The organism is Kitasatospora sp. NPDC092948, from assembly GCF_044754805.1.
Taxonomy (GTDB): domain Bacteria; phylum Actinomycetota; class Actinomycetes; order Streptomycetales; family Streptomycetaceae; genus Kitasatospora.
Genome location: NZ_JBIVPU010000002.1, coordinates 256,594 through 282,219, shown reverse-complemented (window position 1 = coordinate 282,219; position 25,626 = coordinate 256,594). Strand labels below are relative to the sequence as shown.

Here is a 25,626-nt window from a genome sequence, read left to right as displayed (position 1 = left end):
GCGGCCCGACCGGCGATCAGCCCTGTTCGAACGGGCGGTGGTTCGGCGCGCAGACCGTCCCGGGCCGGGGCAGGACGCCGTCCACCAGGTAGCGGGCCTCGTACCGGGCCGCGCAGTCGCTCGGGTTGGCCAGCACGGTGTGGCCGAAGGCGTCGACCGTCAGCAGTTCGGCGCGGCCCAGCGAGCGGGCCATCGCCTGCGAACCCTCGTGCGGCATCGCCGGATCGCCCGTGTTGGCGACCACCAGGACCGGCCGCGCCGTGCGCCGGTCCCACGGGCCGTCGTACCGGTCGGCGTCCCGGGCGGGCCAATCGGCGCAGCGCTCGTCGGCCCAGGCGAACCAGGGGCCGACCGCGCCGGACCGCGACCGGGCGAGCGCCGCCGTCCTTGCCGGGTCGGCGCCGGACGGCGGCGTCGCGCTGTCCGAGCAGACCACCGCCAGCGCCTGGTCCGGCGACGGGTGGACGACGGGCGGCAGCGGGCCGGCGGGCGCGTCGCCCGCCGCCCACAGGGCCTGCAACAGGGCGCCGAGCTGCTCCCAGCCGGTGCCGGGGACGCCGGGGACGGGGGTCGCGGCGTACAGCGAGACGATCGTCGCCTCCACCGTCGCACCCTCGGTGAACGCGGCGCCGCCGAGCGCCACCGGCCGGGTGCGCAAGCGCGTCAGCAGCTCGTCGTACCGGGCCCGGGTGGCGGCGGCCGTGCCGGCGGAGAACGCGCACCCGGCCCGGCCCGCCCGGCCGCAGGCGTCGAGGAAGGAGTCCAGCACCCGGCCGGCGGCGACGTCACCGCGGTTGCGCAGCAGCGGGCCCATGACGGCGGCCTCCCGCCCCTTCCCGGTCGACCAGGCCACCGGGTCCGGGGCGCTGTCCAGGACCATGGCACGCACCCGGCCGGGGAACAGGTTGGCGTAGGTCGCACCGAGGTAGCTGCCGTACGAGGTGCCCAGGTAGGTGAGGTCCCGGTCGCCGACGGCCTGCCGGAGCCGGTCCAGGTCCCGGGCCACGTTCGCGGTGGACAGGTGCGCCACCAGCGGCCGGGTCGCGCACTGCTCGCCCAGCCGCCGGTACGCGTCCGCCCAGGCGTGCTGCTGCTCCGCGCCCTCCGGGAAGCCGGCCGCGGTGCCCGCCAGCAGGGACTGCTCGTCGGCCGGGTCGTCGAAGCACTGCACGGGCCCGCTGCCGCCGGTGCCGCGCGGGTCGAAGGCGACGATGTCGAAGCGGTCCCGCACCTCCTGCGGGAACCGGTCGAGCATCAGCGGCAGCGCCGCCGTCCCCGGCACGGCCGGCCCGCCCGGGTTGTAGAACAGCGACCCGATCCGGTGCGCCGGATCGCCCGCCGGGTGCCGCATCACCGCCAGATCGAGCGTGGCCCCTCCGGGATCGCGGTAGTCCACCGGCACCCGGGCGGTCGCGCACTGAAAGCTCCCCGCGCACGCCGTCCACGCCAACCGGCCCACCGTCTCCGCCACCGCACCGGCCGGAGCCGTCGCCCCCAGCAGCGCGGCCACCGCGACCCCCGCCCCCAACCGCCACGCCACACGCCCACGACGAGCCATCCGAACCGCCCTCCCTCCATCGGCCGGCCGGTCGCCCGCGCCCCTCGGTCGCGGCGTCCCGCCCGGCACCCCGGAGGTTTCCGCACTCCGCTGGCATCCCCCTGGCATTCCGCCAGCATCCGGCCGGGCCGGCTGCCTCAGACCGCGAAGATCCGCCCGGCGAGCTCCCCGTACCCGACCGGTTCGCCGCACAGCCGCCGCACGGTGGCGAGGCCGGCGCTGTTCCGGCCGTTCGCCGCGACACTCGCGCGGGAGGCCACGAAGAAGCTCCACCGGGCGACGTCCAGCGGGTCGTAATCGGCGTGGCTGTGCGCGGGATTGCGCACCGTCGCACCGACCGCCCGGTGCACCAGGAACTCCGCGAGCAGCCCGCGGGTGGTGTTGGTCCGAAGATCCGGCATCGCACAACGCCAGAAGTCCAGCACCGAACCGGCTTCGCCGCCCCGGAACACCTCGCCCCCGTCGAGCGGAGCCGGCACCGCCGGAGTGAGCCGACCGTCCGTCATCCCCCGGCCCTCCCACGGGAATCGACCCCCGACCCCGCAAACGCCGGGAGGGCGCACCGGTGAACCGATGCGCCCTCCCGTGCCGGCGTTCCGGCGGTACTGCCGTTGCGTCAGCGGTAGTTGACGAACTGCAGCGCGAAGTCCAGGTCCTTGCCCTTCAGCAGGGTCTGAACCGCCTGCAGGTCGTCACGCGACTTCGAGGTGACCCGCAGCTCGTCGCCCTGGACCTGGGCCTTGACGCCCTTGGGGCCCTCGTCGCGGATGATCTTCGCCACCTTCTTGGCATCCTCGGTGGTGATGCCCTCCTTGATGTCGGCGAAGATCTTGTACTCCTTGCCGGACAGCTGCGGCTCCGCCGCGTCCAGCGCCTTCAGCGACAGCCCGCGCTTCACGAACTTGGTCTGCAGCACGTCCAGGATCGCCCGGACCCGCTCCTCGCCGTTGGCCTTCATCTCGATCTTCTCGCCGGACCGCTTGATCTCGGCGCCCACGTTCTTGAAGTCGAAGCGGGTGGCGATCTCGCGGGAGGTCTGGTTGATCGCGTTGTCGACCTCCTGCCACTCGACCTTCGAGACGATGTCGAAACTGGAGTCGGCCATGGGTGTTGGTCTCCTTGAACTACTGGCTGCACGGACTGCGCCACCCGCCACCGGCGGGCGACGCCCCAGCCTATCCAGCCCCCCGCGCACCCGCCCGCAACAGCTCGCGCCCCGACCTTGATCATCACGTGACGAAACAAGTGGCAGACCACCCCCCAACATCGGGTATCGTTTACGACGTCGAACGGGGCAGCGCCCCGCGAGACACCATCCCTGGCTGGTTGCCCGAGCGGCCAAAGGGAGCAGACTGTAAATCTGTCGCGCAAGCTACGCAGGTTCGAACCCTGCACCAGCCACTGGATAGCGAAACAGCCCCCGAGCTGCGGAAACGCAGACCGGGGGCTTTTTCGTGTTCGGCGGGCGGCTATCCCGGGTGGTTCTGGCGGGGGAGGGCGAGGGCCACGGTGTCGGCGAACTCGCGGACGGCGCTGGTGCGGGAGACCACCCGGCCGCAGTGGACGACCAGGCGGGAGTGGCCGCCGGCGAAGGCGCCGACCAGGCTGTCGCCGCGGACGGCGAGGAGTTCGGCGGGGAAGCCGGCGTCGACCCGGACGGGGGGCAGGCCGAGGGCGGAGCGGGCCTGGGCGGAGACGGCGTCGTACGCGGCTTCGGGGGAGAGCGCGCCGCCGGCGGCGAGCAGGCGGGCGGTGTCGAGCGGGTCGGCCCGGCCGACCGGGTTGGCGGCGTCGCGCAGGCTGCCCGCGCCGGCCGTGAGGGCGACCCGGGCGTGCGCCAACTCGCGTACCAGGGGTGGGCGCAGGCCGATCGGTGGGCCTTCGAGTCCGGTGCAGCCGCCGTTCTGCGGGAGGCAGACCACTCGCATGCCGGAGTTGGCGAGCACGGTCGAGCCGCCAGGCGGCAGCGCGCTGCACGGTCCGAGGGTGACTCGCGGCCGGTGCGGGGCCAGTGCGGCGACCAGCCGGGCGAGCTGGGCCCGGTCGGCGGCGTCGGTGTGCAGGTCGACGGGGCAGTCGGCCTCGGCGGCGGCGGACAGCAGGACCTGGACGTAGCCGATCGGGTCGGGGTCGAGGTCGGGGCAGCCGCCGGCCGCGTCCGCGCCGAGTTTGAGCGCGTCGCGGAGTTGGGCCCGGCCGTCCGCGCCGGCCAGTCCGGTGAGCAGCCGGGGCATCGCGACGGCCTGGAGTTCGGCGAGTCCGCGCAGGGACTGACGGGCCGTGAGGACGGCCTCCAGCCGCCCGAGTCCGTGCACGTCGCCGATCCGGACGTGGGTGCGCTGGGCGGTGGCGCCGTAGCCGAGCGAGGTGAGCGCGGCCTCGGTGACCCGGCGGACCAGGTCGGCGGGCCCGTCCGGGGGTGGGGCGGGCAGGGCGGCGGAGAACGCGTTGTCGTAGTGCCCGTGCGGTTCGGCGGGGGCGGGCAGCAGCAGGTAGCCGGACAGGTCGATGCGGGCACCGGTGGTGACGGTGGGCTGGCCGGGCAGCGCGGGCAGCGGTCCGAGACTGCCGACGGTGCCGACGGCCTGGATCCGGTCCCCGCTGATCCGGACGTCCACCACCCGGCCGTCGACCAGCCGGGCCCCGGTGAGCAGCAGTACCGGCCCGTGCCCGAGCGGGTTGGGGACCGGCGGCCGGCCGCCTGTGCTGCGTTCGCCCATCGGCCCGTGCCCTCCAGTCCCGTTTCCGTTGACTGCCCGGCGGCCCTGGGGCCCGATTGCGGGAGCCGGTCCGCGGCGCATCCGCGAGACGTCACTGTCGGTCGAGCCTAGGGGGAGCCCGGCCGGGAGGCTCGGATGCCGGGCGTCGCCCGTGTCGCCGGAGGGGAGGCGGGCGGGGAGCGGGCGGGGAGCCGGAGGCGGGGCGGAGCGGTGGCCGCGGGGGCGTCGAGGGGGCGTCGAGGAGGGCCGGTTCCGGTTGCGGCGGGGCTCGAACGGGTGTCGGGTGGCGGGCCGTCAGTGCGGGCCCTTCGACCTGCGGAGATCGGCCGCGGATACGGATTTCACCTCTGGCCCGGAACCGTGTAATCTCTTCCTCGTTCGCCCCTATAGCTCAGTCGGTAGAGCGTCTCCATGGTAAGGAGAAGGTCTGCGGTTCGATTCCGCATGGGGGCTCTGGTGAAAGGCTCCTCGCCCCGGTGAGGTTCCGTTCATCAAAGCGGTGTAGCTCAGTTGGTAGAGCAAGCGGCTCATAATCGCTGTGTCACCGGTTCAAGTCCGGTCACCGCTACCCCGCGTAGTCGATCGGGGGTACTACTCCCGATCGGCTACTCTTGTCTGTGTTCTTATTCGTTGTCCCAGGAAGGCACTCCCGTGGCTGCCACCGACGTCCGCCCGAAGATCACGCTGGCCTGCGTGGAGTGCAAGGAGCGGAACTACATCACCAAGAAGAACCGGCGCAACGACCCGGACCGTCTTGAGATGAAGAAGCACTGCCCGCGTTGCAACTCTCACACGGCGCACCGCGAGACCCGCTGACTTTGCCTCGACTCCAGGCCGCACCCCATCACGGGGCGCGGCCTGGAGTCATTTCTGCATGACGGACCGTTAAGAGGAGTTGCCCATGCCGCTCGACCCCTCGCTCATCGGGCGGACGTACCCGCCCACCGCGCCGTACGAGGTCGGCCGGGAGAAGATCCGCGAGTTCGCCGTCGCGATCGGCGACGCGAACCCGGCGTACACCGACACCGAGGCGGCCAAGTCGCTCGGCCACCCGGACGTGATCGCTCCGCCGACCTTCCCCTTCATGCTGTCCTTCCAGGCCGCGGCGCAGGTGGTGAACGACCCGGAGCTGGGTCTGGACTACAGCCGGGTGGTGCACGGCGACCAGAAGTTCGTGTACTCGCGCCCGGCGCGGGCCGGCGACCGGCTCTCGGTGACGGTCTCCATCGACGCGATCAAGTCGCTGGCCGGCAACGACGTGCTGACGGTCCGCGGTGAGGTGTACGACGCCAGTGGCGAGCACGTGGTGACGTCGATCATGACGCTGGTGGCCCGTGCGGCCGACGAAGCCGGGGAGGAGTGACCGTGGCGGTCCGCTTTGACGAGGTCCAGGTCGGCACCGAGCTGCCGGCCCAGTCGTTCCCGGTGACCCGGGCCACGCTGGTCCAGTACGCGGGGGCGTCGGGGGACTTCAACCCGATCCACTGGAACGAGAAGTTCGCCCGCGAGGTCGGCCTGCCGGACGTGATCGCGCACGGCATGTTCACCATGGCCGAGGCCGTCCGGGTGGTCACCGACTGGGTCGGCGACCCGGCCGCGGTGGTCGAGTACGGGGTCCGCTTCACCAAGCCGGTGATCGTCCCGAACGACGGCGTCGGCGCGGTGATCGAGGTCAGCGGCAAGGTCGCCGCGCTGCTGGACGACAACCGGGTGCGGGTGGACCTGGTGGCGAAGAGCGACGGCCAGAAGGTGCTGGGCATGTCCCGCGCCGTGGTCCGGCTGGGCTGAGACGGCGGCCCCGGGTGCCCGTGCCGGGTGCCCGGGGCTCCGCGCCCCTTGCCAAAGTTATTGGTCACTCACTAATCTCGGGCCATGGCCAGGAACAGCATCCGAATGTCCGCCGAGGAGCGGCGCGAGAGCGTCGTCCGGGCGGCCATGGTGGAGTTCGCCCGAGGTGGCTACCGAGGTACCTCCACCGACGCGATCGCCCGCCGGGTGGGTGTCTCGCAGCCGTACCTGTTCCGACTCTTCCCCAACAAGCAGGCCATGTTCGAGGCGGCCTGCGACTTCTGCGTCGAGGAGACCTGGCGGGTCTTCGACCGCGCGTCGGAGGGGCTGACGGGGGAGGCGGCGGGGTCCGCGATGGCGGACGCGTACATGAGCATGGTCGAGGACCGCGAGCAGCTCATGATGCAGATGCAGATGTACGTCTCGGTGTTCGCGGCGGAGTCGGCCGGCGAGGGCGAGATCGGCGAGACGGCCCGGGCGGCGTGGCTGCGGCTGTTCGAGCGGGTCCGGGAGCGGATGGGCGGCGACCAGCGGGAGGCCACCCGGTTCTTCGCGTACGGCATGCTGATCAACACCCTGGTGGGGCTGGGGTATCCGACCGACCACCGGATCTGGTCCGGCTTCGACGGGGGCTGTCCGTAGGCCCGGGGTCGCCGAGGCGCGCTGCCCGCACGGCGGTGCGTCCTTTTTTCGGCCCACGAAAGTTATTGATCAATCACAACCTTGGGGGGAACCCACCGTGAACAGGCAAGCCGTCTGGACCTTGGTGGCCGTCAGCATGGCCAGCTTCATGGCCGGGCTCGACAACCTGGTGGTCACCACCGCACTGCCCGCGATCCGCACCGACCTGGGCGGCGGCCTCGCCGACCTGGAGTGGACGGTGAGCGCCTACACCCTGACCTTCGCGGTCCTGCTGATGCTCGGCGCCGCCCTCGGCGACCGGTTCGGCCGCCGCCGGATGTTCGTGACCGGGCTGACCGTCTTCACCCTCGGCTCGGCCGCCGCCGCGCTCGCCCCGAACATCGGCGCGCTGATCGCCGCGCGCGCCGTCCAGGGCGCCGGTGCGGCCGTCACCATGCCGCTCACCCTCACCCTGCTGGCCGCCGCGGTGCCCGCCGCCAAGCGCGGTGCGGCGATCGGTATCTGGTCCGCCGTCAGCGGACTCGCCGTCGCCACCGGACCGCTGGTCGGCGGCAGCCTCACCGAACACTTCTCCTGGCAGTGGATCTTCTGGGTGAACGTCCCCGTCGGCCTGGCCCTGCTGCCGATCGCCCGCACCAAGCTGGCCGAGAGCCGCGGCGAGAACCCCCGGCTGGACGTCCCCGGCACCGTGCTGGTCAGCGCCGGCCTGTTCGGCATTGTCCTCGGCCTGGTCCGCGGCAACCCCGACGGCTGGACCCACCCGCTCGTCCTCACCGCGCTGATCGCCGGCGGCCTGCTGCTGCTCGCCTTCGTCGGGTACGAACTGCGCTGGGCGCGGCACCCGATGCTGCCGATGCGGCTGTTCCGCAACCGGGCGTTCAGCGCGGTCAACTCCGCCAGCCTGCTGATGTACCTCGGCATGTTCGGCTCGATCTTCCTGATCAGCCAGTACTTCCAGGGCGTCGGCGGCTACTCGCCCGAGGAGGCCGGGCTGCGGATGCTCCCGTGGACCGGCATGCCGCTGCTGGTCGCCCCGCTCGCCGGGCTGCTCACCGACCGGATCGGCGGCCGGCCGCTGGTCGTCGCCGGGCTCGCCCTCCAGGCCCTCGGGCTGGTCGGATTCGCCGTGCTGGCCGACCACTCCGCCGGGTACGGGCAGCAGGTCCCGGTGCTGGTGGTCTGCGGCATCGGCATGGCGCTGTACTTCGCACCGACCGCCAACCTGGTGATGGCCAGCGTCCGGCCCGCCGAACAGGGCATCGCCTCCGGCGCCAACAGCGCGATGCGCGAGGTCGGCGGGGCACTCGGGGTGGCCGTGCTGTCCGCCGTCTTCTCCGCGCAGGGCGGCTACGGCAGCGCCGCCGCCTTCACCGACGGCATCGTCCCCGCACTGACGGTCGGCGCCTGCGTGGTGGCGGCCGGGGCGGTCGCCGCAGCGCTGGTGCCGCGCCGGCACGGCATGCGGACCGCGGTGAGCGTCACCGACCACCCCGCCCCGACCGCCGTCCCGGCCTCCCGGCCCTGACCGGGCCCGCCGTCCCGGCCTCCCGGCCCTGACCGTCTCCGCCGTTCCCGCCGTCCCGGCCTCCCGGCCTCGCTGACCGTCCCCGGCTCCCGGCCGCCCGGACCTGACCGGGCCCGCCACCGCGACCGCCCTCCGGCCCACGGAGGGCGGTTACGCTGGGGCGGTGATTGAGCAGATGGACGCACCGCTGGCCCCGTTGACGACGCTGCGCCTCGGCGGCCCCGCCCGCCGGCTGGTGACGGCGGAGACGGACGCCGAGGTGGTCGCCGCGGTCCGCGCGGCCGACCGGGCCGGCGAGCCGCTGCTGGTGATCGGCGGCGGCTCCAACCTGGTGATCGCCGACGCCGGCTTCCCGGGCACCGTCCTGCGGATCGCCACCACCGGTTTCACGCTGAACGGCACGCTGCTGGAGCTCGCGGCCGGCGAGGTCTGGGCGGACGCGGTCGCCCGCACCGTCGACGCGGGCCTGGCGGGCATCGAGTTCCTGGCCGGCATCCCGGGCTCCGCGGGCGCCACCCCGGTGCAGAACGTCGGCGCGTACGGCCAGGAGGTCGCCGAGACCATCACCGAGGTGGTCGCCTACGACCGGCTGCTCGACGAGACGGTGACGCTGGCCGGCGCCGACTGCGCCTTCTCCTACCGGCACAGCCGGTTCAAGGCCGACCCGGACCGGTACGTGGTGCTGCGGGTCCGCTTCCGACTGTCCGACGAGGGCGGACTGTCCTCCCCGGTGAAGTACGCCGAGGTGGCCCGCTCGCTCGGCGTCGAGGCCGACCAGCGGGTGAAGCTCGCCGAGGCGCACGCCGAGGTGCTGCGGCTGCGGGCCGGCAAGGGCATGGTGCTCGACCCGGCCGACCACGACACCTGGTCGGCGGGCTCCTTCTTCACCAACCCGATCCTGACGGCCGCTCAGTTCGCCGACTTCACCGCCCGGTTGGGCGAGCTGCGGGCCCCCGGTTACCCGGCCGGCGAGGGCCGAACCAAGACCTCGGCGGCCTGGCTGATCGACAACGCGGGTTTCCGCAAGGGCCACGGCACCGGCCCGGCCACCCTCTCCACCAAGCACACCCTGGCCCTCACCAACCGCGGCTCGGCCACCACCGAGGACCTGCTGGCACTGGCCCGCGAGGTGCGGGACGGCGTCCGGGCGGCCTTCGGGGTGGACCTGGTCAACGAACCGGTGATGGTCGGCGTCAGCCTTTAGGCCGAAAGAACGGCCTCGGCGGGCACCGGCTCCTCGACCAGCCAGGCGTCGATGTCCGCCAGCAGCTCCTTGGCGACGTGCTCGGGCGCCCGCGACGAGCGCACCGACTGCCGTGCCAGCTCGGCGAGTTCGGCGTCGGTGAAGTCGTGCGACTCGCGGGCCAGGGTGTACTGGTCGGCCAGCCGGGAGCCGAACAGCAGCGGGTCGTCGGCGCCCAGCGCCAGCGGCACCCCGGCCTCGAACAGGGCGCGCAGCGGGACGTCCTCGGGCCGCTCGTAGACGCCGAGCGCGACGTTCGAGGCCGGGCAGACCTCGCAGGTGACCTGCCGGTCGGCGAGCCGCTGCAGCAGCCGCGGGTCCTCGGCGGCCCGCACGCCGTGGCCGATCCGCCCGGCGCCCAGGTCGTCCAGGCAGTCGCGGACCGAACCCGGCCCGGCCAGCTCCCCGCCGTGCGGTGCGGCCAGCAGCCCGCCGCTCCGGGCGATCGCGAACGCCCGGTCGAAGTCCCGTGCCAGGCCCCGCCGTTCGTCGTTCGACAGGCCGAACCCGATGACGCCCTGGTCGGTGTAGCGGACGGCCAGCCGGGCCAGCGTGCGGGCGTCCATCGGCGACTTCATCCGGTTCGCCGCGACCAGCACCCGGATGCCCACCCCGGTGGCCTCCGAGGCCTCCCGGACGGCGTCCAGGATCAGCTCCAGGGTGGGGGTGAGCCCGCCCAGCAGCGGCGCGTACGAGGTCGGGTCGACCTGGATCTCCAGCCAGCGGGAGCCGTCGGCGCGCTCGTCCTCGGCGGTCTCCCGGACCAGCCGGCGGATGTCGGACTCGTCGCGCAGGCAGGACCGCGCGGTGTCGTACAGCCGCTGGAACCGGAACCAGCCGCGCTCGTCGGTCGCCCGCAGTTTCGGCGGATGGCCCGAACTGAGCGCCTCCGGCAGCCGGATGCCGTGCTTGTCGGCCAGTTCGAGCAGCGTCGTGGGGCGCATCGAACCGGTGAAGTGCAGGTGGAGGTGGGCCTTCGGGAGGCTCCGGACATCACGCAGGCGATCCATTCACCGATCCTGCCGCATAACCCGTCGAAACAGGAACCGCCCCCCGCACGTCGCCCGAAGGGGTGAGGTGCGAGGGGCGGCAGGGCCCGGGTGGATCAGGCGCGGGCCTCGGCCAGCAGCTTCTGCATCCGGCTGACGCCCTCGACCAGGTCGGCGTCGCCCAGCGCGTACGACAGCCGCAGGTAGCCCGGGGTGCCGAAGGCCTCGCCGGGAACGACCGCGACCTCGGCCTCCTCCAGGATCAGCGCGGCCAGCTCGGCGGAGGTCTGCGGGCGCTTGCCGCGGATCTCCTTGCCCAGCAGCGACTTGACCGACGGGTAGGCGTAGAACGCGCCCTCGGGCTCGGGGCAGTACACGCCTTCGATCTCGTTCAGCATCGCCACGATGGTGCGGCGGCGACGGTCGAACGCGGTCTTCATCTCGTCCACCGCGGACAGGTCGCCGGACACCGCCGCCAGCGCGGCGCGCTGCGCCACGTTGGAGACGTTGGAGGTGGCGTGCGACTGCAGGTTGGAGGCGGCGGCCACCACGTCCTTGGGGGCGATCAGCCAGCCCACCCGCCAGCCGGTCATGGCGTAGGTCTTCGCCACGCCGTTGACCACGATGCACTTGTCGGCCAGCTCGGGCAGCAGGGCCGGCAGCGAGGTGAACTTCGCGTCGCCGTACACCAGGTGCTCGTAGATCTCGTCGGTGAGCACCCACAGGCCGTGCTCCAGCGCCCAGCGGCCGATCGCCTCGGCCTCGGCCTCGGTGTACACCGCGCCGGTCGGGTTGGACGGCGAGACGAACAGCACCACCTTGGTGTTCGCGGTGCGGGCGGCCTCCAACTGCGCCACCGAGACCTTGTAGCCGGTGGTCTCGTCGGCGACCACCTCGACCGGGGTGCCGCCGGCGAGCTTCACGGCCTCCGGGTAGGTGGTCCAGTACGGGGCCGGGATGATCACCTCGTCGCCCGGGTCGAGGATCGCGGCGAAGGCGTTGTAGATCGCCTGCTTGCCGCCGTTGGTCACCAGCACCTGCGAGGCGTCCACCTGGTAGCCGGAGTCGCGCAGCGTCTTGGCGGCGATCGCGGCCTTCAGCTCCGGCAGGCCGCCGGCCGGGGTGTAGCGGTGGTTGGCCGGGTCCTGGCAGGCCGCGACGGCCGCGTCCACGATGTAGCCGGGGGTCGGGAAGTCGGGCTCGCCGGCGCCGAAGCCGATCACCGGACGGCCGGCCGCCTTGAGGGCCTTGGCCTTGGCGTCGACCGCGAGGGTGGCCGACTCGGCGATGGCGCCGACCCGGGCGGAGACCCGGCGGCTCGCGGGGGGGACGTTCTCGGGGGTGGGTGCGCTCATGTCTTGCATGGTCCCAGACCGCACAGGGGTCGGGCATCGCGGTTCCATCATGCGTACCGGCGCGTTCCAGCATCCGTACGCCCCTGCCGACCGGGTGACGTCCGGCGGCCGGCCGGGTGACGTCGTCGCGCGGATCGCGGTGAATGAGGTTCGACCAATCGGCGAAGAACCCGTACACTCACTGCTCGACGGCTCCCAAGTGCGGATCCTTCGGCCGAGGTACACCACACGGCCGGGTGGATGCGGTAGGTTGGGGGCCACGACGGAGCCGCAAGGTTCCGAAGGGCACTAGCTCAATTGGTAGAGCACCGGTCTCCAAAACCGGCGGTTGGGGGTTCGAGTCCCTCGTGCCCTGCAGCTCGACTCGTGCAAGCCCGTTCGCTCCACAGGAGCGAGCGGGCTTGATGCGGAGAGGGCCCCGCCCAGCACTGCTTTCGCCGGATCGCCCGTGCACAAGGCACGGAAGCTCCGCAGGACCCGGATTCAGGTGAGGACGAGTGACGGAGACCACGGGCTCCACCGCAACGCCTGAGAGCGGCAACCCCGAGGGGGCCGACGCGGCGGACGAGACCACCGAGGGCGGCAAGCTGTCCCGGCGTGAGCGTCGACGCGCAAACAAGGCGGCCGGTGGCGACAGTGCCAAGAAGTCCGGCAAGCGGGCCAAGAAGGGCCTGTTCGCCCGGATCGGCATTTTCTACCGCCAGATCATCGCCGAACTGCGCAAGGTCGTCTGGCCCACCCGCAGTCAGCTGATCCAGTACACCACCGTCGTGGTGACCTTCGTGGTCGTGATGATGCTGCTGGTCGCCGGTCTCGACTGGGTCTTCGCCAAGGGAGCCTTCTGGCTCTTCGGCTGACGCCCGATCAGGCCGACCGAAACCGGGATCCCACTGGCTCCCGCACCGATACTCCACCCCGACCCGGGCCGAATCCCTCGGCCCGGGTCGAGCTGTCGGCGCGAACGGCCACGGGCGACTACCGTTGAGTCGGTACTGTTGAGGTATCCGTTCCACAACCAGGAAAGAAGCAGCGACCGTGTCTGAGTCCCCCCTGTACGACGCCGACGAGACCGTCCGCGAGGCGGATGTCGCCGCCGAGCTGGACGCGGCCGAGGCTGCCGAAGCCGAGTCCGCCGAGGAGATCGTTGACGGCGTGGACAGCGGCGAGGACGAGGTCGAGGCTGCCGACGAGGCCGAGGCGGGCGAGCCGGCCGAGGTCGAGGCCGTGCACGAGGTGGACGACGAGGCCACCGACGAAGAGGCCCTCGTCGTCGAGGAGGTCGAGTCCGACCCCGTCGCCGAGTTCCGCGAGCAGCTGCGCCGCGCCCCCGGCGAGTGGTACGTCATCCACACCTACGCCGGCTACGAGAACCGCGTGAAGCAGAACCTGGAGCAGCGCTCCGTCTCGCTGAACGTCGAGGACTACATCTTCGAGTCCCAGGTTCCGCAGGAGGAGGTCGTCCAGATCAAGAACGGCGACCGCAAGACCATCCGGCAGAACAAGCTCCCCGGCTACGTGCTGGTCCGCATGGACCTCACCCCGGAGTCCTGGGGCGTCGTCCGCAACACCCCCGGTGTCACCGGCTTCGTCGGCAACGCCTACGACCCGTACCCGCTGACCCTGGACGAGGTCGTCAAGATGCTCGCCCCCGACGTGGAGCGCGCCGCCGCCAAGGAGGCCGGCAAGGCCTCGCCGGTGCGCCCGGTCGAGGTCCAGGTGCTCGACTTCGAGGTCGGCGACTCGGTCACCGTCACCGACGGTCCGTTCGCGACCCTGCAGGCGACCATCAACGAGATCAACCCCGACTCGAAGAAGGTCAAGGGCCTGGTGGAGATCTTCGGCCGGGAGACCCCGGTCGAGCTCTCCTTCGACCAGATCCAGAAGAACTGACCCACAGGTCACCGGTGCCGGGGCGGGGCGAGAGCCTTCGCCCCGGCACCGTTTTGGTCCAGCGCCGCCTCAGCGGTTAGCCTGGTCCGATGTGTGTCCTGGCTGCCGGGTTTCGCCCCGGGGCCGGGTACCACCAGCACTCACCTCTCGGAAGGACCCGGAGAGACATGCCTCCCAAGAAGAAGAAGGTCACGGGGCTTATCAAGCTCCAGATCAACGCCGGTGCGGCCAACCCGGCGCCGCCGGTCGGCCCCGCGCTGGGTCAGCACGGCGTCAACATCATGGAATTCTGCAAGGCGTACAACGCGGCCACCGAGTCGCAGCGCGGCATGATCGTGCCGGTGGAGATCACGGTCTACGACGACCGTTCCTTCACCTTCGTCACGAAGACCCCGCCGGCTGCGCGCCTCATCCTGAAGGCCGCGGGCATCGACAAGGGCTCCAAGGAGCCGCACAAGACCAAGGTCGCCAAGCTGACCTCGGCCCAGGTGCGCGAGATCGCCACGACCAAGATGCCCGACCTGAACGCCAACGACCTGGACGCGGCGGAGAAGATCATCGCCGGCACCGCCCGGTCGATGGGCATCACCGTCGAAGGCTGATCAGCCCGTACGTCCACCGTGGTAGGGCCAGCGCGGCCCGTGAATACCACGAACTCCATTAGTTACTAGGAGCAGCAGTGAAGCGCAGCAAGGCCCTCAAGGCCGCGGACGCCCAGGTCGACCGCGCCCGGATCTACGCCCCGCTCGAGGCCGTCCGCCTCGCCAAGGCGACCTCCACCACCAAGTTCGACGGCACCGTCGAGGTTGCCATGCGCCTGGGTGTCGACCCGCGCAAGGCCGACCAGATGGTCCGCAGCACCGTCATCCTCCCGCACGGCACCGGTAAGACCGCCCGGGTCCTGGTCTTCGCGAACGGTGAGCGTGCCGAGGCCGCGCGTGCCGCGGGTGCCGACATCGTCGGCTCGGACGAGCTGATCGACGAGGTCGCCAAGGGTCGTCTGGACTTCGACGCCGTCGTCGCCACCCCGGACCTGATGGGCAAGGTCGGCCGCCTGGGCCGCGTGCTCGGTCCCCGTGGCCTGATGCCGAACCCGAAGACCGGCACCGTGACCCCGGACGTCGCCAAGGCCGTCAACGAGATCAAGGGCGGCAAGATCGAGTTCCGCGTCGACAAGCACTCGAACCTGCACCTGATCATCGGCAAGGCCTCGTTCTCGGACGAGCAGCTGGTCGAGAACTACGCCGCGGCGCTGGACGAGGTCCTCCGGGCCAAGCCGTCCGCCGCCAAGGGCCGCTACATCAAGAAGATCGCCTTCTCCACCACCATGGGCCCCGGCATCCAGGTGGACCCGAACCGCACCCGCAACCTCCTCGTCGAGGAGGACCCGGCGGCGCTCTGACCTCAGGTCAGTTCCCCACGCGGTCAACTCACCGGGCCCGCACCCCTCTTGGGGTGCGGGCCCGGTGCCTTTTATTGGCTCGCGCGGCCGGTGGGGCCATCGGATAGAGTCCGAAAGCCGGTCAACCGGAGAATCCGACAATCGGGGGACTCTCGTGCGCGCTGCGTACCGCGGCCCCGCTCGGCTCCGAGGCGTCCTCGGCGGCAGATCTGCTGAAGCAGTGATCCCGGACCCGCCCGCCCCGGGGTCGCCGTCGGGCCGGACAGGGCGCGTGACAAGGTGGGGGAGCGGAACGGACGGCCGGAAGGAGGGACCGATGGCGGCGCGCACACGTACGGCGGCGGCCCTGCTGGCGGCCGGCCTGGTGCTGGCCGCGGTGAGCGGCTGCACCGGCTCCGGGGCGAGCGGCAGCACCGCGAAGCCGACCTCCCCGTCCCCGTCCAGCGTGCAGGCCACGCCCACCGACCGTTCCCCGCACGGGGTGCTGCTCTCCGCCAAGCTGGCGCTGCACGAGGCCCGGCGGTCCGAGTTCCGGGCCACCCTGGGGGAGGACCGGGCCAAGGGCACGCTGTTCTGGGCACCCAAGTCGGTGCTGCTGTACCGGGGCGACGCGGACACCCGGAAGCTGATGGTGCTGGACACCTCCGCCTACGTGGGCGGCGACCCGCAGACCGCCGCCCGGCTCGGCGGCCCGCACTGGGAGAAGTACACCGGCAGCCGCAGCCCCTACTCCGCGCTGATCGACCGGATCAATCCGGTGGTCGCCACCACCGCCGCGGCCTCCGCCGACGACCCGATGCTGATCGGCGAGGAGAAGCTGCTGGACACCACCGTCGAGCACTACCGGGTCACCCTGACCGCAGCCCAGTACGCCGCCGCGCAGACCCAGCTCGACCAGGCCCGGCGGCAGGCCCTGGAGACCGCGCTCGGCCCCGGCGACGTGGTCCTCGACCTGTGGCTCAACGACCGGGACCAGTTGGTCCAGCTCCGTCGGGCCGCCGCCGAGGTGGACACCATCGGCTACAGCGACTTCGGCAGCTCCGCGCTCTCGGTGCAGGCCCCCGCCGAGGCGGACATCGCCCCGGAGTCGGGTGCGACCGCCCCGCCGTTCCCGTAAACGTTCTCGGCCGGGCCGATTTGGACAAATCAGGTTGGGCCGATAGGCTGGCCGAGCCAAAGACCGCTGGTTGTGCCATGCGCCCGAGAGGGTGCGCGGTACCGAAGGATCCGCCTCGTGCGGGTCGCCCGCGCAGGTTGTGGAGCAGACAAGATCTCCGGGCCGTTTCACGGTTCGTCGAGGTCATGGCAAGCCCCGTGCGCCTGCGCGCCGGGGCTTTTTTGCTTCCCCGGGGGGTCTGCGGCGGAATGGTCGACTTCTCGAAGGTCGGCCCGACTTCGACATCACGGAAGGAGGCGTAAGCCTATGGCCAGGCCCGACAAGGCTGCCGACGTCGCCGAGATCACGGACAAGTTCCGTGCTTCCAGCGCCGCCGTTCTGACCGAGTACCGCGGTCTCACGGTGAAGCAGCTGAAGACGCTGCGTCGCTCGCTCACCGGCAACGCCGATTACGCCGTGGTGAAGAACACGCTGACCAAGATCGCGGCCAATGAGGCCGGGATCTCCGAGCTGGACGACCTGTTCGCCGGCCCGACGGCTGTCGCCTTCGTCACCGGTGACCCGGTGGAGTCGGCGAAGGCTCTGCGTGACTTCGCCAAGGAGAACCCTGCTCTCATCATCAAGGGCGGTGTCCTTGACGGTAAGGCGCTGTCCGCCGATGAGATCAAGAAGCTCGCGGACCTCGAGTCCCGCGAGGTGCTGCTCGCCAAGCTGGCGGGTGCGATGAAGGCCAAGCCGTCCCAGGCTGCTGCGGTCTTCCAGGCGCTCCCGTCCAAGCTCGTTCGCACCGTGGAAGCGCTGCGCGAGAAGGTCGAGCAGGGCGGTGCCGGTACTCCGGCTCCCGCCGAGGACGCGGAGTAACCACTCCCCGTCCCAGCGGGCCCGCAAGTACGCCCGCCAATCCGTACATCCGGCACCTGCCGAATTAGTGGAAGGACGCCAATCATGGCGAAGCTCAGCACCGACGAACTGCTTGCCGAGTTCGAGGGCATGACCCTGATCGAGCTCTCCGAGTTCGTCAAGGCGTTCGAGGAGAAGTTCGACGTCACCGCCGCCGCCCCGGTCGCCGTTGCCGGCGTTGCCGGCCCGGGCGCCGTTGCCGAGGCCGTTGAGGAGCAGGACGAGTTCGACGTCATCCTCGACGGCGCCGGCGACAAGAAGATCCAGGTCATCAAGGAGGTGCGCGCCCTGACCTCCCTCGGCCTGAAGGAGGCCAAGGACCTCGTTGACACCGCTGGTGCCAAGGTCCTGGAGAAGGTTGCCAAGGACGTCGCCGAGAAGGCGAAGGCTCAGCTCGAGGGCGCCGGCGCCAAGGTCACCGTCAAGTGACTTTCTCCTCTCTCTGAGAGGTGCTCTTTCGGCCGGGCCGGCCACCCTTCGGGGTGGCCGGCCCGGCCTGCTTTCTTTCTGCTCGATTTCGGCCCACGGCGGACTCGGATCCTGTCGGTCCCCGGGGGTAGGGTGATCGCTGTCGTCGCCGGCCCGTCACGGGCCGTGTGTAACGCCCGGAGCGGCTACGACGATGGGCAGTACGAGGTCCGCACCCTGGTGGGGGCCTTGACGAACTGCACGCGGCGCGCGATTCTCAAGGCGCGTGCCCAAGCGGAATCGCCGCCCGATGCATATTCGGCGGCGGCACTGGGAAGGTTCCCGGTGACGCAGGAGTGGGTGCGACGGCCCGGCCGGTGAGGGATCACTGCCCGGGTTGTCGGTTGTACGGGAGGAGCGTCCGATTCGGTCTCCGAATCAGGGCTTGCTAGCAGTGTCGCCATTGGCTACACTGTCCCTTTGCGCTGCCTGTTAGCTGCTCCGTGACTCGTCGCCCGGAGTGGCCCCTGTCCTGACCTGGGGTTTTCCGCCTCGGCCAAGGCCCGGAGGGTATGCGCGTAGTGAGCTCCGAGCCCTCGGAAGGACCCCCCTCTTGGCCGCGCCGCGCAACGCCTCGAACAATTCCGCATCCACCGCCCCGCTCCGCGTCTCGTTCGCGAAGATCAAGGAGCCCCTCGAGGTCCCGAACCTCCTCGCCCTGCAGACCGAGAGCTTTGACTGGCTGCTCGGCAACGCGGCCTGGAAGTCCCGGGTCGAGGCAGCCCTGGAGAGCGGTCAGGACGTCCCCACCAAGTCCGGTCTGGAGGAGATCTTCGAGGAGATCTCCCCGATCGAGGACTTCAGCGGGTCGATGTCCCTGACCTTCCGGGACCACCGTTTCGAGCCGCCGAAGAACTCCATCGACGAGTGCAAGGACCGCGACTTCACCTTCGCGGCCCCGCTCTTCGTCACTGCGGAGTTCACCAACAACGAGACCGGTGAGATCAAGTCCCAGACCGTGTTCATGGGCGACTTCCCGCTCATGACCAACAAGGGCACGTTCATCATCAACGGCACCGAGCGTGTCGTCGTGTCCCAGCTGGTGCGCTCCCCCGGTGTCTACTTCGACTCCACCCTGGACAAGGTGTCCGACAAGGACATCTTCTCCGCGAAGATCATCCCCTCCCGCGGTGCCTGGCTGGAGATGGAGATCGACAAGCGCGACATGGTCGGTGTCCGCATCGACCGCAAGCGCAAGCAGTCGGTCACCGTGCTGCTGAAGGCCCTCGGCTGGACCAACGAGATGATTCTCGAGGAGTTCGGCGAGTACGAGTCCATGCGCGCCACCCTGGAGAAGGACCACACCCAGGGCCAGGACGACGCCCTGCTCGACATCTACCGCAAGCTGCGTCCGGGCGAGCCGCCCACGCGTGAGGCCGCGCAGACGCTGCTGGAGAACCTGTACTTCAACCCGAAGCGCTACGACCTGGCGAAGGTCGGCCGCTACAAGGTGAACCGCAAGCTGGGCAACGCCGAGTCCCTGGACTCCGGCGTGCTCACCGAGCCGGACATCATCGGCGCGATCAAGTACCTGGTGAAGCTGCACGCCGGCGAGGTCGAGTGGCGTGACGGCGAAGGCCGCGACATTGTCATCGAGGTCGACGACATCGACCACTTCGGCAACCGTCGTCTGCGCAACGTCGGCGAGCTGATCCAGAACCAGGTCCGCACCGGCCTCGCCCGCATGGAGCGAGTGGTCCGCGAGCGCATGACCACCCAGGACGTCGAGGCGATCACGCCGCAGACCCTGATCAACATCCGGCCGGTCGTCGCCTCCATCAAGGAGTTCTTCGGCACCAGCCAGCTGTCGCAGTTCATGGACCAGACGAACCCGCTGTCGGGCCTGACCCACAAGCGCCGTCTGTCCGCCCTCGGCCCCGGTGGTCTGTCCCGTGAGCGGGCCGGCTTCGAGGTCCGTGACGTGCACCCCTCGCACTACGGCCGCATGTGTCCGATCGAGACCCCCGAAGGCCCGAACATCGGTCTGATCGGCTCGCTGGCCTCGTACGGCCGGGTCAACGCGTTCGGCTTCATCGAGACCCCGTACCGCAAGGTCGTCGACGGTGTCGTCACCGAGGCCGTCGACTACCTGACCGCCGACGAGGAGGACCGCTACGTCATCGCGCAGGCCAACGCCCCGCTGACCGCGGAGCTGACCTTCGCCGAGCCGCGTGTCCTGGTCCGCCGCCGTGGCGGCGAGATCGACTACATCCCCGGCACCGAGATCGACTACATGGACGTCTCGCCGCGCCAGATGGTGTCGGTCGCGACCGCCATGATCCCCTTCCTCGAGCACGACGACGCCAACCGCGCGCTGATGGGCTCGAACATGATGCGCCAGGCCGTCCCGCTGCTCCGCAGCGAGGCGCCGCTGGTCGGCACCGGCATGGAGTACCGCTGCGCCGTCGACGCCGCGGACGTCATCACCGCCGACAAGGCCGGTGTGGTGCAGGAGGTCTCGGCCGACTACGTCACCGTCGCCAACGACGACGGCACGTACAACACCTACCGCGCCGCCAAGTTCACCCGCTCCAACCAGGGCACCGCCTTCAACCAGAAGGTGCTCGTGGACGAGGGCTCCCGGGTGGAGGCCGGCCAGGTGCTGGCCGACGGCCCGTGCACCGACGAGGGCGAGATGGCCCTCGGCAAGAACCTCCTCGTGGCGTTCATGTCGTGGGAGGGCCACAACTACGAGGACGCGATCATCCTGTCGCAGCGCCTCGTCCAGGACGACGTCCTCTCCTCGATCCACATCGAGGAGCACGAGGTCGACGCCCGTGACACCAAGCTGGGCCCCGAGGAGATCACCCGGGACATCCCGAACGTCTCCGAGGAGGTCCTCGCCGACCTCGACGAGCGCGGCATCATCCGGATCGGCGCCGACGTCGTCACCGGCGACATCCTGGTCGGCAAGGTCACCCCGAAGGGTGAGACCGAGCTGACCCCGGAGGAGCGCCTGCTCCGCGCGATCTTCGGTGAGAAGGCCCGTGAGGTCCGCGACACCTCGCTGAAGGTGCCGCACGGTGAGTCCGGCAAGGTCATCGGCGTCCGCGTCTTCGACCGCGAGGAGGGGGACGAGCTTCCCCCGGGCGTGAACCAGCTGGTCCGCGTCTACGTCGCCCAGAAGCGCAAGATCACCAACGGTGACAAGCTGGCCGGCCGTCACGGCAACAAGGGTGTCATCTCCAAGATCCTGCCGGTCGAGGACATGCCGTTCCTGGAGGACGGCACCCCGGTCGACATCATCCTGAACCCGCTGGGTGTCCCGTCCCGAATGAACCCGGGACAGGTTCTGGAGATCCACCTCGGCTGGCTCGCCAAGCAGGGCTGGGACGTCTCCGGCCTCGCCGACGAGTGGGCCAAGCGCCTCCAGGCGATCGGCGCCGACACGGTCGAGGGCGGCACCAACCTCGCCACCCCCGTCTTCGACGGCGCCCGCGAGGACGAGATCACCGGTCTGCTGGACAACACCACCCTCACCCGTGACGGTGAGCGCCTGGTGAACTCCACCGGCAAGGCTCGGCTGTTCGACGGCCGCTCCGGCGAGCCGTTCCCGATGCCGATCTCGGTCGGCTACATGTACATCCTCAAGCTGCACCACCTGGTCGACGACAAGCTGCACGCCCGTTCGACCGGCCCGTACTCGATGATCACCCAGCAGCCGCTCGGTGGTAAGGCGCAGTTCGGTGGTCAGCGCTTCGGTGAGATGGAGGTGTGGGCCCTTGAGGCATACGGCGCCGCGTACGCGCTGCAGGAGCTGCTCACCATCAAGTCCGACGACGTCCTCGGCCGTGTGAAGGTCTACGAGGCCATCGTCAAGGGCGAGAACATCCCCGAGCCCGGCATTCCCGAGTCCTTCAAGGTCCTCATCAAGGAAATGCAGTCGCTCTGCCTCAACGTGGAGGTGCTGTCCTCGGACGGCCAGTCCATCGAGATGCGGGACAGCGACGAGGACGTGTTCCGCGCCGCCGAGGAGCTCGGCATTGACCTGTCCCGGCGCGAGCCGAGCAGCGTCGAAGAGGTCTGACGGAGGTCGGGCCGGCTGTCCCTGAACAAGACAGCCGGCCCGCCCCCAGGCCCCCCTCAGACCAACAGACAGACTCTCGAATCACGAAAGAGGGCTTGACGACCAGTGCTTGACGTCAACTTCTTCGACGAGCTCCGCATCGGACTGGCCACCGCCGACGACATCCGCCAGTGGTCGCACGGCGAGGTGAAGAAGCCGGAGACCATCAACTACCGCACGCTGAAGCCGGAAAAGGACGGCCTTTTCTGCGAGAAGATCTTCGGTCCCACCCGGGACTGGGAGTGCTACTGCGGTAAGTACAAGCGCGTCCGCTTCAAGGGCATCATCTGTGAGCGCTGCGGCGTCGAGGTGACCCGCGCCAAGGTGCGCCGTGAGCGGATGGGCCACATCGAGCTGGCCGCCCCGGTCACCCACATCTGGTACTTCAAGGGTGTCCCGTCGCGTCTGGGCTACCTGCTCGACCTCGCGCCGAAGGACCTCGAGAAGGTCATCTACTTCGCCGCCTACATGATCACCTGGGTGGACGACGAGCGCCGTCAGCGCGACCTCCCCTCCCTGGAGGCGCACGTCTCGGTCGAGCGCCAGCAGATCGAGAACCGCCGTGACTCCGACCTGGAGGCCCGGGCCAAGAAGGCCGAGTCCGACCTGGCCGAGCTGGAGGCCGAGGGCGCCAAGGCCGACGTCCGCCGCAAGGTGCGTGAGGGCGCCGAGCGCGAGATGAAGCAGCTCCGCGACCGCACCCAGCGCGAGATCGACCGCCTGGACGAGGTGTGGGCCCGCTTCAAGAACCTCAAGGTCCAGGACCTCGAGGGCGACGAGCTGCTCTACCGCGAGCTGCGCGACCGCTTCGGCACCTACTTCTCCGGCTCGATGGGCGCGGCGGCCCTCAAGGACCGCCTGGAGTCCTTCGACCTGGGCGAGGAGGCCGAGCGCCTCCGCGAGATCATCCGTACCGGCAAGGGCCAGAAGAAGACCCGTGCGCTCAAGCGCCTCAAGGTCGTCTCCGCCTTCCTGCAGACCAGCAACAAGCCCAAGGGCATGGTGCTGGACTGCGTCCCGGTGATCCCGCCGGACCTGCGTCCGATGGTCCAGCTCGACGGTGGCCGCTTCGCCACCTCCGACCTGAACGACCTGTACCGCCGCGTCATCAACCGCAACAACCGCCTGAAGCGGCTTCTCGACCTCGGCGCGCCCGAGATCATCGTGAACAACGAGAAGCGCATGCTGCAGGAGGCCGTCGACGCGCTGTTCGACAACGGCCGCCGCGGCCGTCCGGTCACCGGCCCGGGCAACCGCCCGCTGAAGTCCCTCAGCGACATGCTGAAGGGCAAGCAGGGTCGTTTCCGCCAGAACCTGCTCGGCAAGCGAGTCGACTACTCGGCCCGTTCGGTCATCGTCGTCGGCCCGCAGCTCAAGCTGCACCAGTGCGGTCTGCCGAAGGCCATGGCGCTGGAGCTCTTCAAGCCGTTCGTGATGAAGCGCCTGGTCGACCTGAACCACGCGCAGAACATCAAGTCGGCGAAGCGCATGGTCGAGCGCGCACGCCCCGTGGTGTGGGACGTCCTCGAAGAGGTCATCGCCGAGCACCCGGTGCTGCTGAACCGTGCGCCCACCCTGCACCGCCTCGGCATCCAGGCCTTCGAGCCGCAGCTGGTCGAGGGCAAGGCCATCCAGATCCACCCGCTCGTCTGCACCGCGTTCAACGCGGACTTCGACGGTGACCAGATGGCCGTGCACCTGCCGCTGTCCGCGGAGGCGCAGGCCGAGGCCCGCATCCTGATGCTGTCCTCGAACAACATCCTGAAGCCGGCCGACGGTCGCCCCGTCACCATGCCGACCCAGGACATGGTGCTGGGCCTGTTCTTCCTCACCTCGGACCGCGAGGAGGTCAAGGGCAAGGGCCGTTCCTTCTCCTCGACCGCCGAGGCGATCATGGCCTTCGACGCCCGCGACCTGGACGTCCAGGCCCCGATCGACCTGCGTCTGGCGGCCGGCACCGTGCCGCCGCGCGGCTGGGTCGCTCCGGTGGACGAGGAGGGTCAGCCGACCTGGACCGAGGGTGAGCCGTTCCGGATCACCACCACCCTGGGTCGTGCGCTCTTCAACGAGCTGCTGCCCGAGGACTACCCGTTCGTCGACTACGAGGTCGGCAAGAAGCAGCTGTCGGCGATCGTCAACGACCTCGCCGAGCGCTACCCGAAGGTCGTCGTCGCCGCGGCGCTCGACAACCTGAAGGCGGCCGGCTTCCACTGGTCGACCCGTTCCGGTGTCACCGTCTCGATCTCGGACGTCATCGTCCCGCCGAGCAAGCCCGCCATCCTGGAGGGCTACGAGGCGCAGGCGGAGAAGGTCCAGCGTCAGTACGAGCGCGGCCTGATCACCGACAACGAGCGCAAGTCCGAGCTCATCGGCATCTGGACCCGCGCGACCAACGAGGTCGCCGACGCGATGGCCGCGAACTTCCCGAAGACGAACCCCATCTTCATGATGGTCGACTCGGGCGCGCGCGGAAACATGATGCAGATGCGTCAGATCGCCGGTATGCGTGGTCTGGTGTCGAACGCGAAGAACGAGACCATCGCCCGTCCCATCAAGGCCTCGTTCCGTGAGGGCCTGTCCGTGCTGGAGTACTTCATCTCCACCCACGGTGCCCGTAAGGGTCTGGCCGACACCGCGCTGCGTACCGCCGACTCGGGTTACCTGACCCGTCGTCTGGTGGACGTCTCGCAGGACGTGATCATCCGCGAGGAGGACTGCGGCACCGAGCGCGGCCTCAAGCTGACGATCGGCTCGGTCGGCGCGGACGGTGTCCTGCGCAAGGCCGACGACGTCGAGACCAGCGTCTACGCCCGCATGCTCGCCGAGGACATCACTGTCGACGGCAAGCTGATCGCCACCGCCAACACCGACCTCGGCGACGTCCTGATGGACGAGCTGATCCGGCACGGCGTGAGCGAGGTCAAGGTCCGCTCGATCCTGACCTGTGAGTCCGCGGTCGGCACCTGTGCCTTCTGCTACGGCCGCTCGCTGGCCACCGGCAAGCTGGTCGACATCGGTGAGGCGGTCGGCATCATCGCCGCCCAGTCCATCGGTGAGCCCGGCACCCAGCTGACCATGCGTACCTTCCACACCGGTGGTGTGGCCGGTGACGACATCACCCAGGGTCTGCCGCGTGTCGTCGAGCTCTTCGAGGCCCGTACCCCCAAGGGTGTGGCCCCGATCTCGGAGGCGCAGGGTCGCGTCCGGATCGAGGACACCGAGAAGACCCGCAAGGTCGTCGTCACCCCCGACGACGGCTCGGACGAGATCGCCTACCCGGTCTCCAAGCGCGTCAAGCTGCTGGTCAGCGAGGGCGAGGCGGTCGAGGTCGGCCAGAAGCTGACCGTCGGCGCCACCAACCCGCACGACGTGCTGCGGATCATGGGCCAGCGTGCCGTCCAGATCCACCTGGTCGCCGAAGTCCAGAAGGTCTACAACTCGCAGGGTGTGTCGATCCACGACAAGCACATCGAGATCATCATCCGGCAGATGCTCCGCCGCGTGACGATCATCGAGTCGGGCGACGCCGAGCTGCTGCCGGGCGAGCTGGTCGAGCGCGGCCGCTTCGAGCAGGAGAACCGCCGCGTGGTGTCCGAGGGCGGTCACCCCGCCTCCGGCCGTCCGCAGCTGATGGGTATCACCAAGGCCTCGCTGGCCACCGAGTCCTGGCTGTCGGCCGCCTCCTTCCAGGAGACGACCCGGGTGCTGACCGACGCGGCGATCCACGCCAAGTCGGACCCGCTGCTGGGCCTCAAGGAGAACGTCATCCTCGGTAAGCTCATCCCGGCCGGTACGGGTCTGCCCCGCTACCGCAACATCCGGGTCGAGCCGACCGAAGAGGCCAAGGCCGCGATGTACTCGGCCGTCGGCTACGACGACTACGACCTGTCGCCGTTCGGCGCGGGCTCCGGTCAGGCCGTCCCGCTGGACGACTACGACTACGGTCCGTACACCGGCTGATCC

At 70.2% G+C, this 25,626-nt stretch carries 21 protein-coding genes and 4 tRNA genes; 19 read left to right on the top strand and 6 right to left on the bottom strand.

What is annotated here, in order from left to right; genetic code table 11:
• Positions 1-16: 16 nt before the first annotated feature.
• From ACIQF6_RS05965 to ACIQF6_RS05955, 3 genes are all read right to left on the bottom strand, one after another.
• Entirely contained in the window at positions 17-1,558 is a 1,542-nt protein-coding gene (locus ACIQF6_RS05965; protein WP_400890583.1) for an alpha/beta hydrolase, read from the bottom strand.
• Positions 1,559-1,695: 137 nt separating this feature from the next.
• Positions 1,696-2,064, bottom strand: a complete 369-nt coding sequence (locus ACIQF6_RS05960) for a hypothetical protein (RefSeq protein ID WP_400890581.1) — start codon at positions 2,062-2,064, stop codon at positions 1,696-1,698.
• Between the two features lie 110 nt (positions 2,065-2,174).
• Complete coding sequence (locus ACIQF6_RS05955) at positions 2,175-2,663, bottom strand: YajQ family cyclic di-GMP-binding protein (protein ID WP_400890579.1); 489 nt, start codon at positions 2,661-2,663, stop codon at positions 2,175-2,177.
• Positions 2,664-2,878: 215 nt separating this feature from the next.
• Between ACIQF6_RS05955 and ACIQF6_RS05950 the strand changes: the two genes are divergently transcribed.
• Positions 2,879-2,959, top strand: a tRNA-Tyr gene (locus ACIQF6_RS05950).
• A gap of 68 nt (positions 2,960-3,027) precedes the next feature.
• On the opposite strand, the gene ACIQF6_RS05945 is transcribed toward ACIQF6_RS05950, so the two are convergent.
• Entirely contained in the window at positions 3,028-4,278 is a 1,251-nt protein-coding gene (locus tag ACIQF6_RS05945; RefSeq protein WP_400890577.1) for a hydrolase, read from the bottom strand.
• A 380-nt stretch (positions 4,279-4,658) separates the two neighbouring features.
• Here ACIQF6_RS05945 and ACIQF6_RS05940 point away from each other — a divergent pair.
• The 8 genes from ACIQF6_RS05940 (at position 4,659) to ACIQF6_RS05905 (ending at position 9,437) form a co-directional block, all read left to right on the top strand.
• Positions 4,659-4,731: transfer RNA gene (locus tag ACIQF6_RS05940), tRNA-Thr, on the top strand.
• Positions 4,732-4,773: 42 nt separating this feature from the next.
• Positions 4,774-4,846 (top strand) — tRNA-Met (locus ACIQF6_RS05935).
• A gap of 83 nt (positions 4,847-4,929) precedes the next feature.
• Positions 4,930-5,094: a 50S ribosomal protein L33 gene (rpmG, locus tag ACIQF6_RS05930; RefSeq protein WP_006604855.1), complete on the top strand. Its 165-nt coding sequence runs from the start codon at positions 4,930-4,932 to the stop codon at positions 5,092-5,094.
• 85 nt (positions 5,095-5,179) lie between these two features.
• Positions 5,180-5,641, top strand: coding sequence for a MaoC family dehydratase N-terminal domain-containing protein (locus ACIQF6_RS05925; RefSeq protein WP_400890575.1), 462 nt, complete (start codon positions 5,180-5,182; stop codon positions 5,639-5,641).
• Entirely contained in the window at positions 5,638-6,066 is a 429-nt protein-coding gene (locus tag ACIQF6_RS05920) for a MaoC family dehydratase (protein ID WP_400890573.1), read from the top strand. Before ACIQF6_RS05925 ends, ACIQF6_RS05920 begins: the two co-directional genes overlap by 4 nt.
• Before the next feature lie 84 nt (positions 6,067-6,150).
• Entirely contained in the window at positions 6,151-6,708 is a 558-nt protein-coding gene (locus ACIQF6_RS05915; RefSeq protein ID WP_400890571.1) for a TetR/AcrR family transcriptional regulator, read from the top strand.
• Between the two features lie 97 nt (positions 6,709-6,805).
• Complete coding sequence (locus ACIQF6_RS05910) at positions 6,806-8,233, top strand: MFS transporter (protein ID WP_400890569.1); 1,428 nt, start codon at positions 6,806-6,808, stop codon at positions 8,231-8,233.
• Positions 8,234-8,396: 163 nt separating this feature from the next.
• Positions 8,397-9,437, top strand: coding sequence for a UDP-N-acetylmuramate dehydrogenase (locus ACIQF6_RS05905; protein WP_400890567.1), 1,041 nt, complete (start codon positions 8,397-8,399; stop codon positions 9,435-9,437).
• On the opposite strand, the gene ACIQF6_RS05900 is transcribed toward ACIQF6_RS05905, so the two are convergent.
• Together ACIQF6_RS05900 and ACIQF6_RS05895 are read right to left on the bottom strand one after the other, a co-directional pair.
• Positions 9,434-10,486 carry an adenosine deaminase gene (locus ACIQF6_RS05900; RefSeq protein WP_400890565.1) on the bottom strand — a complete coding sequence of 351 codons (1,053 nt, stop codon included), beginning with the start codon at positions 10,484-10,486 and terminating at the stop codon, positions 9,434-9,436. The genes ACIQF6_RS05905 and ACIQF6_RS05900 overlap by 4 nt on opposite strands.
• A gap of 95 nt (positions 10,487-10,581) precedes the next feature.
• Entirely contained in the window at positions 10,582-11,829 is a 1,248-nt protein-coding gene (locus ACIQF6_RS05895; protein WP_400890563.1) for a pyridoxal phosphate-dependent aminotransferase, read from the bottom strand.
• A 273-nt stretch (positions 11,830-12,102) separates the two neighbouring features.
• Here ACIQF6_RS05895 and ACIQF6_RS05890 point away from each other — a divergent pair.
• From ACIQF6_RS05890 to ACIQF6_RS05845, 10 genes are all read left to right on the top strand, one after another.
• Positions 12,103-12,175: transfer RNA gene (locus ACIQF6_RS05890), tRNA-Trp, on the top strand.
• A 142-nt stretch (positions 12,176-12,317) separates the two neighbouring features.
• Positions 12,318-12,677: a preprotein translocase subunit SecE gene (gene secE, locus ACIQF6_RS05885; RefSeq protein WP_400890561.1), complete on the top strand. Its 360-nt coding sequence runs from the start codon at positions 12,318-12,320 to the stop codon at positions 12,675-12,677.
• Between the two features lie 178 nt (positions 12,678-12,855).
• Positions 12,856-13,710, top strand: coding sequence for a transcription termination/antitermination protein NusG (gene nusG / locus ACIQF6_RS05880; RefSeq protein ID WP_400890559.1), 855 nt, complete (start codon positions 12,856-12,858; stop codon positions 13,708-13,710).
• A gap of 167 nt (positions 13,711-13,877) precedes the next feature.
• Entirely contained in the window at positions 13,878-14,312 is a 435-nt protein-coding gene (gene rplK / locus ACIQF6_RS05875) for a 50S ribosomal protein L11 (RefSeq protein WP_030457453.1), read from the top strand.
• 77 nt (positions 14,313-14,389) lie between these two features.
• Positions 14,390-15,112, top strand: a complete 723-nt coding sequence (gene rplA, locus ACIQF6_RS05870) for a 50S ribosomal protein L1 (RefSeq protein WP_400890557.1) — start codon at positions 14,390-14,392, stop codon at positions 15,110-15,112.
• A gap of 316 nt (positions 15,113-15,428) precedes the next feature.
• Positions 15,429-16,229 carry a hypothetical protein gene (locus ACIQF6_RS05865; protein WP_400890555.1) on the top strand — a complete coding sequence of 267 codons (801 nt, stop codon included), beginning with the start codon at positions 15,429-15,431 and terminating at the stop codon, positions 16,227-16,229.
• A gap of 306 nt (positions 16,230-16,535) precedes the next feature.
• Entirely contained in the window at positions 16,536-17,090 is a 555-nt protein-coding gene (gene rplJ / locus ACIQF6_RS05860; protein ID WP_073807895.1) for a 50S ribosomal protein L10, read from the top strand.
• Positions 17,091-17,174: 84 nt separating this feature from the next.
• On the top strand, positions 17,175-17,558 hold the full coding sequence (gene rplL, locus ACIQF6_RS05855; RefSeq protein ID WP_400890553.1) for a 50S ribosomal protein L7/L12: 384 nt from the start codon (positions 17,175-17,177) through the stop codon (positions 17,556-17,558).
• Between the two features lie 592 nt (positions 17,559-18,150).
• Entirely contained in the window at positions 18,151-21,624 is a 3,474-nt protein-coding gene (gene rpoB / locus ACIQF6_RS05850) for a DNA-directed RNA polymerase subunit beta (protein WP_400890551.1), read from the top strand.
• A 105-nt stretch (positions 21,625-21,729) separates the two neighbouring features.
• Complete coding sequence (locus ACIQF6_RS05845; protein ID WP_400890549.1) at positions 21,730-25,623, top strand: DNA-directed RNA polymerase subunit beta'; 3,894 nt, start codon at positions 21,730-21,732, stop codon at positions 25,621-25,623.
• Positions 25,624-25,626: the final 3 nt, after the last annotated feature.

Excerpts from the sequence above, each read along its gene's own strand:
- ACIQF6_RS05965 (WP_400890583.1), bottom strand. The coding sequence starts at position 1,558 with ATGGCTCGTCGTGGGCGTGTGGCGTGGCGGTTGGGGGCGGGGGTCGCG.
- ACIQF6_RS05960 (WP_400890581.1), bottom strand. The coding sequence starts at position 2,064 with ATGACGGACGGTCGGCTCACTCCGGCGGTGCCGGCTCCGCTCGACGGG.
- ACIQF6_RS05955 (WP_400890579.1), bottom strand. The coding sequence starts at position 2,663 with ATGGCCGACTCCAGTTTCGACATCGTCTCGAAGGTCGAGTGGCAGGAG.
- ACIQF6_RS05945 (WP_400890577.1), bottom strand. The coding sequence starts at position 4,278 with ATGGGCGAACGCAGCACAGGCGGCCGGCCGCCGGTCCCCAACCCGCTC.
- ACIQF6_RS05925 (WP_400890575.1), top strand. The coding sequence starts at position 5,180 with ATGCCGCTCGACCCCTCGCTCATCGGGCGGACGTACCCGCCCACCGCG.
- ACIQF6_RS05915 (WP_400890571.1), top strand. The coding sequence starts at position 6,151 with ATGGCCAGGAACAGCATCCGAATGTCCGCCGAGGAGCGGCGCGAGAGC.
- ACIQF6_RS05900 (WP_400890565.1), bottom strand. The coding sequence starts at position 10,486 with ATGGATCGCCTGCGTGATGTCCGGAGCCTCCCGAAGGCCCACCTCCAC.
- ACIQF6_RS05895 (WP_400890563.1), bottom strand. The coding sequence starts at position 11,829 with ATGCAAGACATGAGCGCACCCACCCCCGAGAACGTCCCCCCCGCGAGC.
- rplK (WP_030457453.1), top strand. The coding sequence starts at position 13,878 with ATGCCTCCCAAGAAGAAGAAGGTCACGGGGCTTATCAAGCTCCAGATC.
- ACIQF6_RS05865 (WP_400890555.1), top strand. The coding sequence starts at position 15,429 with ATGGCGGCGCGCACACGTACGGCGGCGGCCCTGCTGGCGGCCGGCCTG.
- rplJ (WP_073807895.1), top strand. The coding sequence starts at position 16,536 with ATGGCCAGGCCCGACAAGGCTGCCGACGTCGCCGAGATCACGGACAAG.
- rplL (WP_400890553.1), top strand. The coding sequence starts at position 17,175 with ATGGCGAAGCTCAGCACCGACGAACTGCTTGCCGAGTTCGAGGGCATG.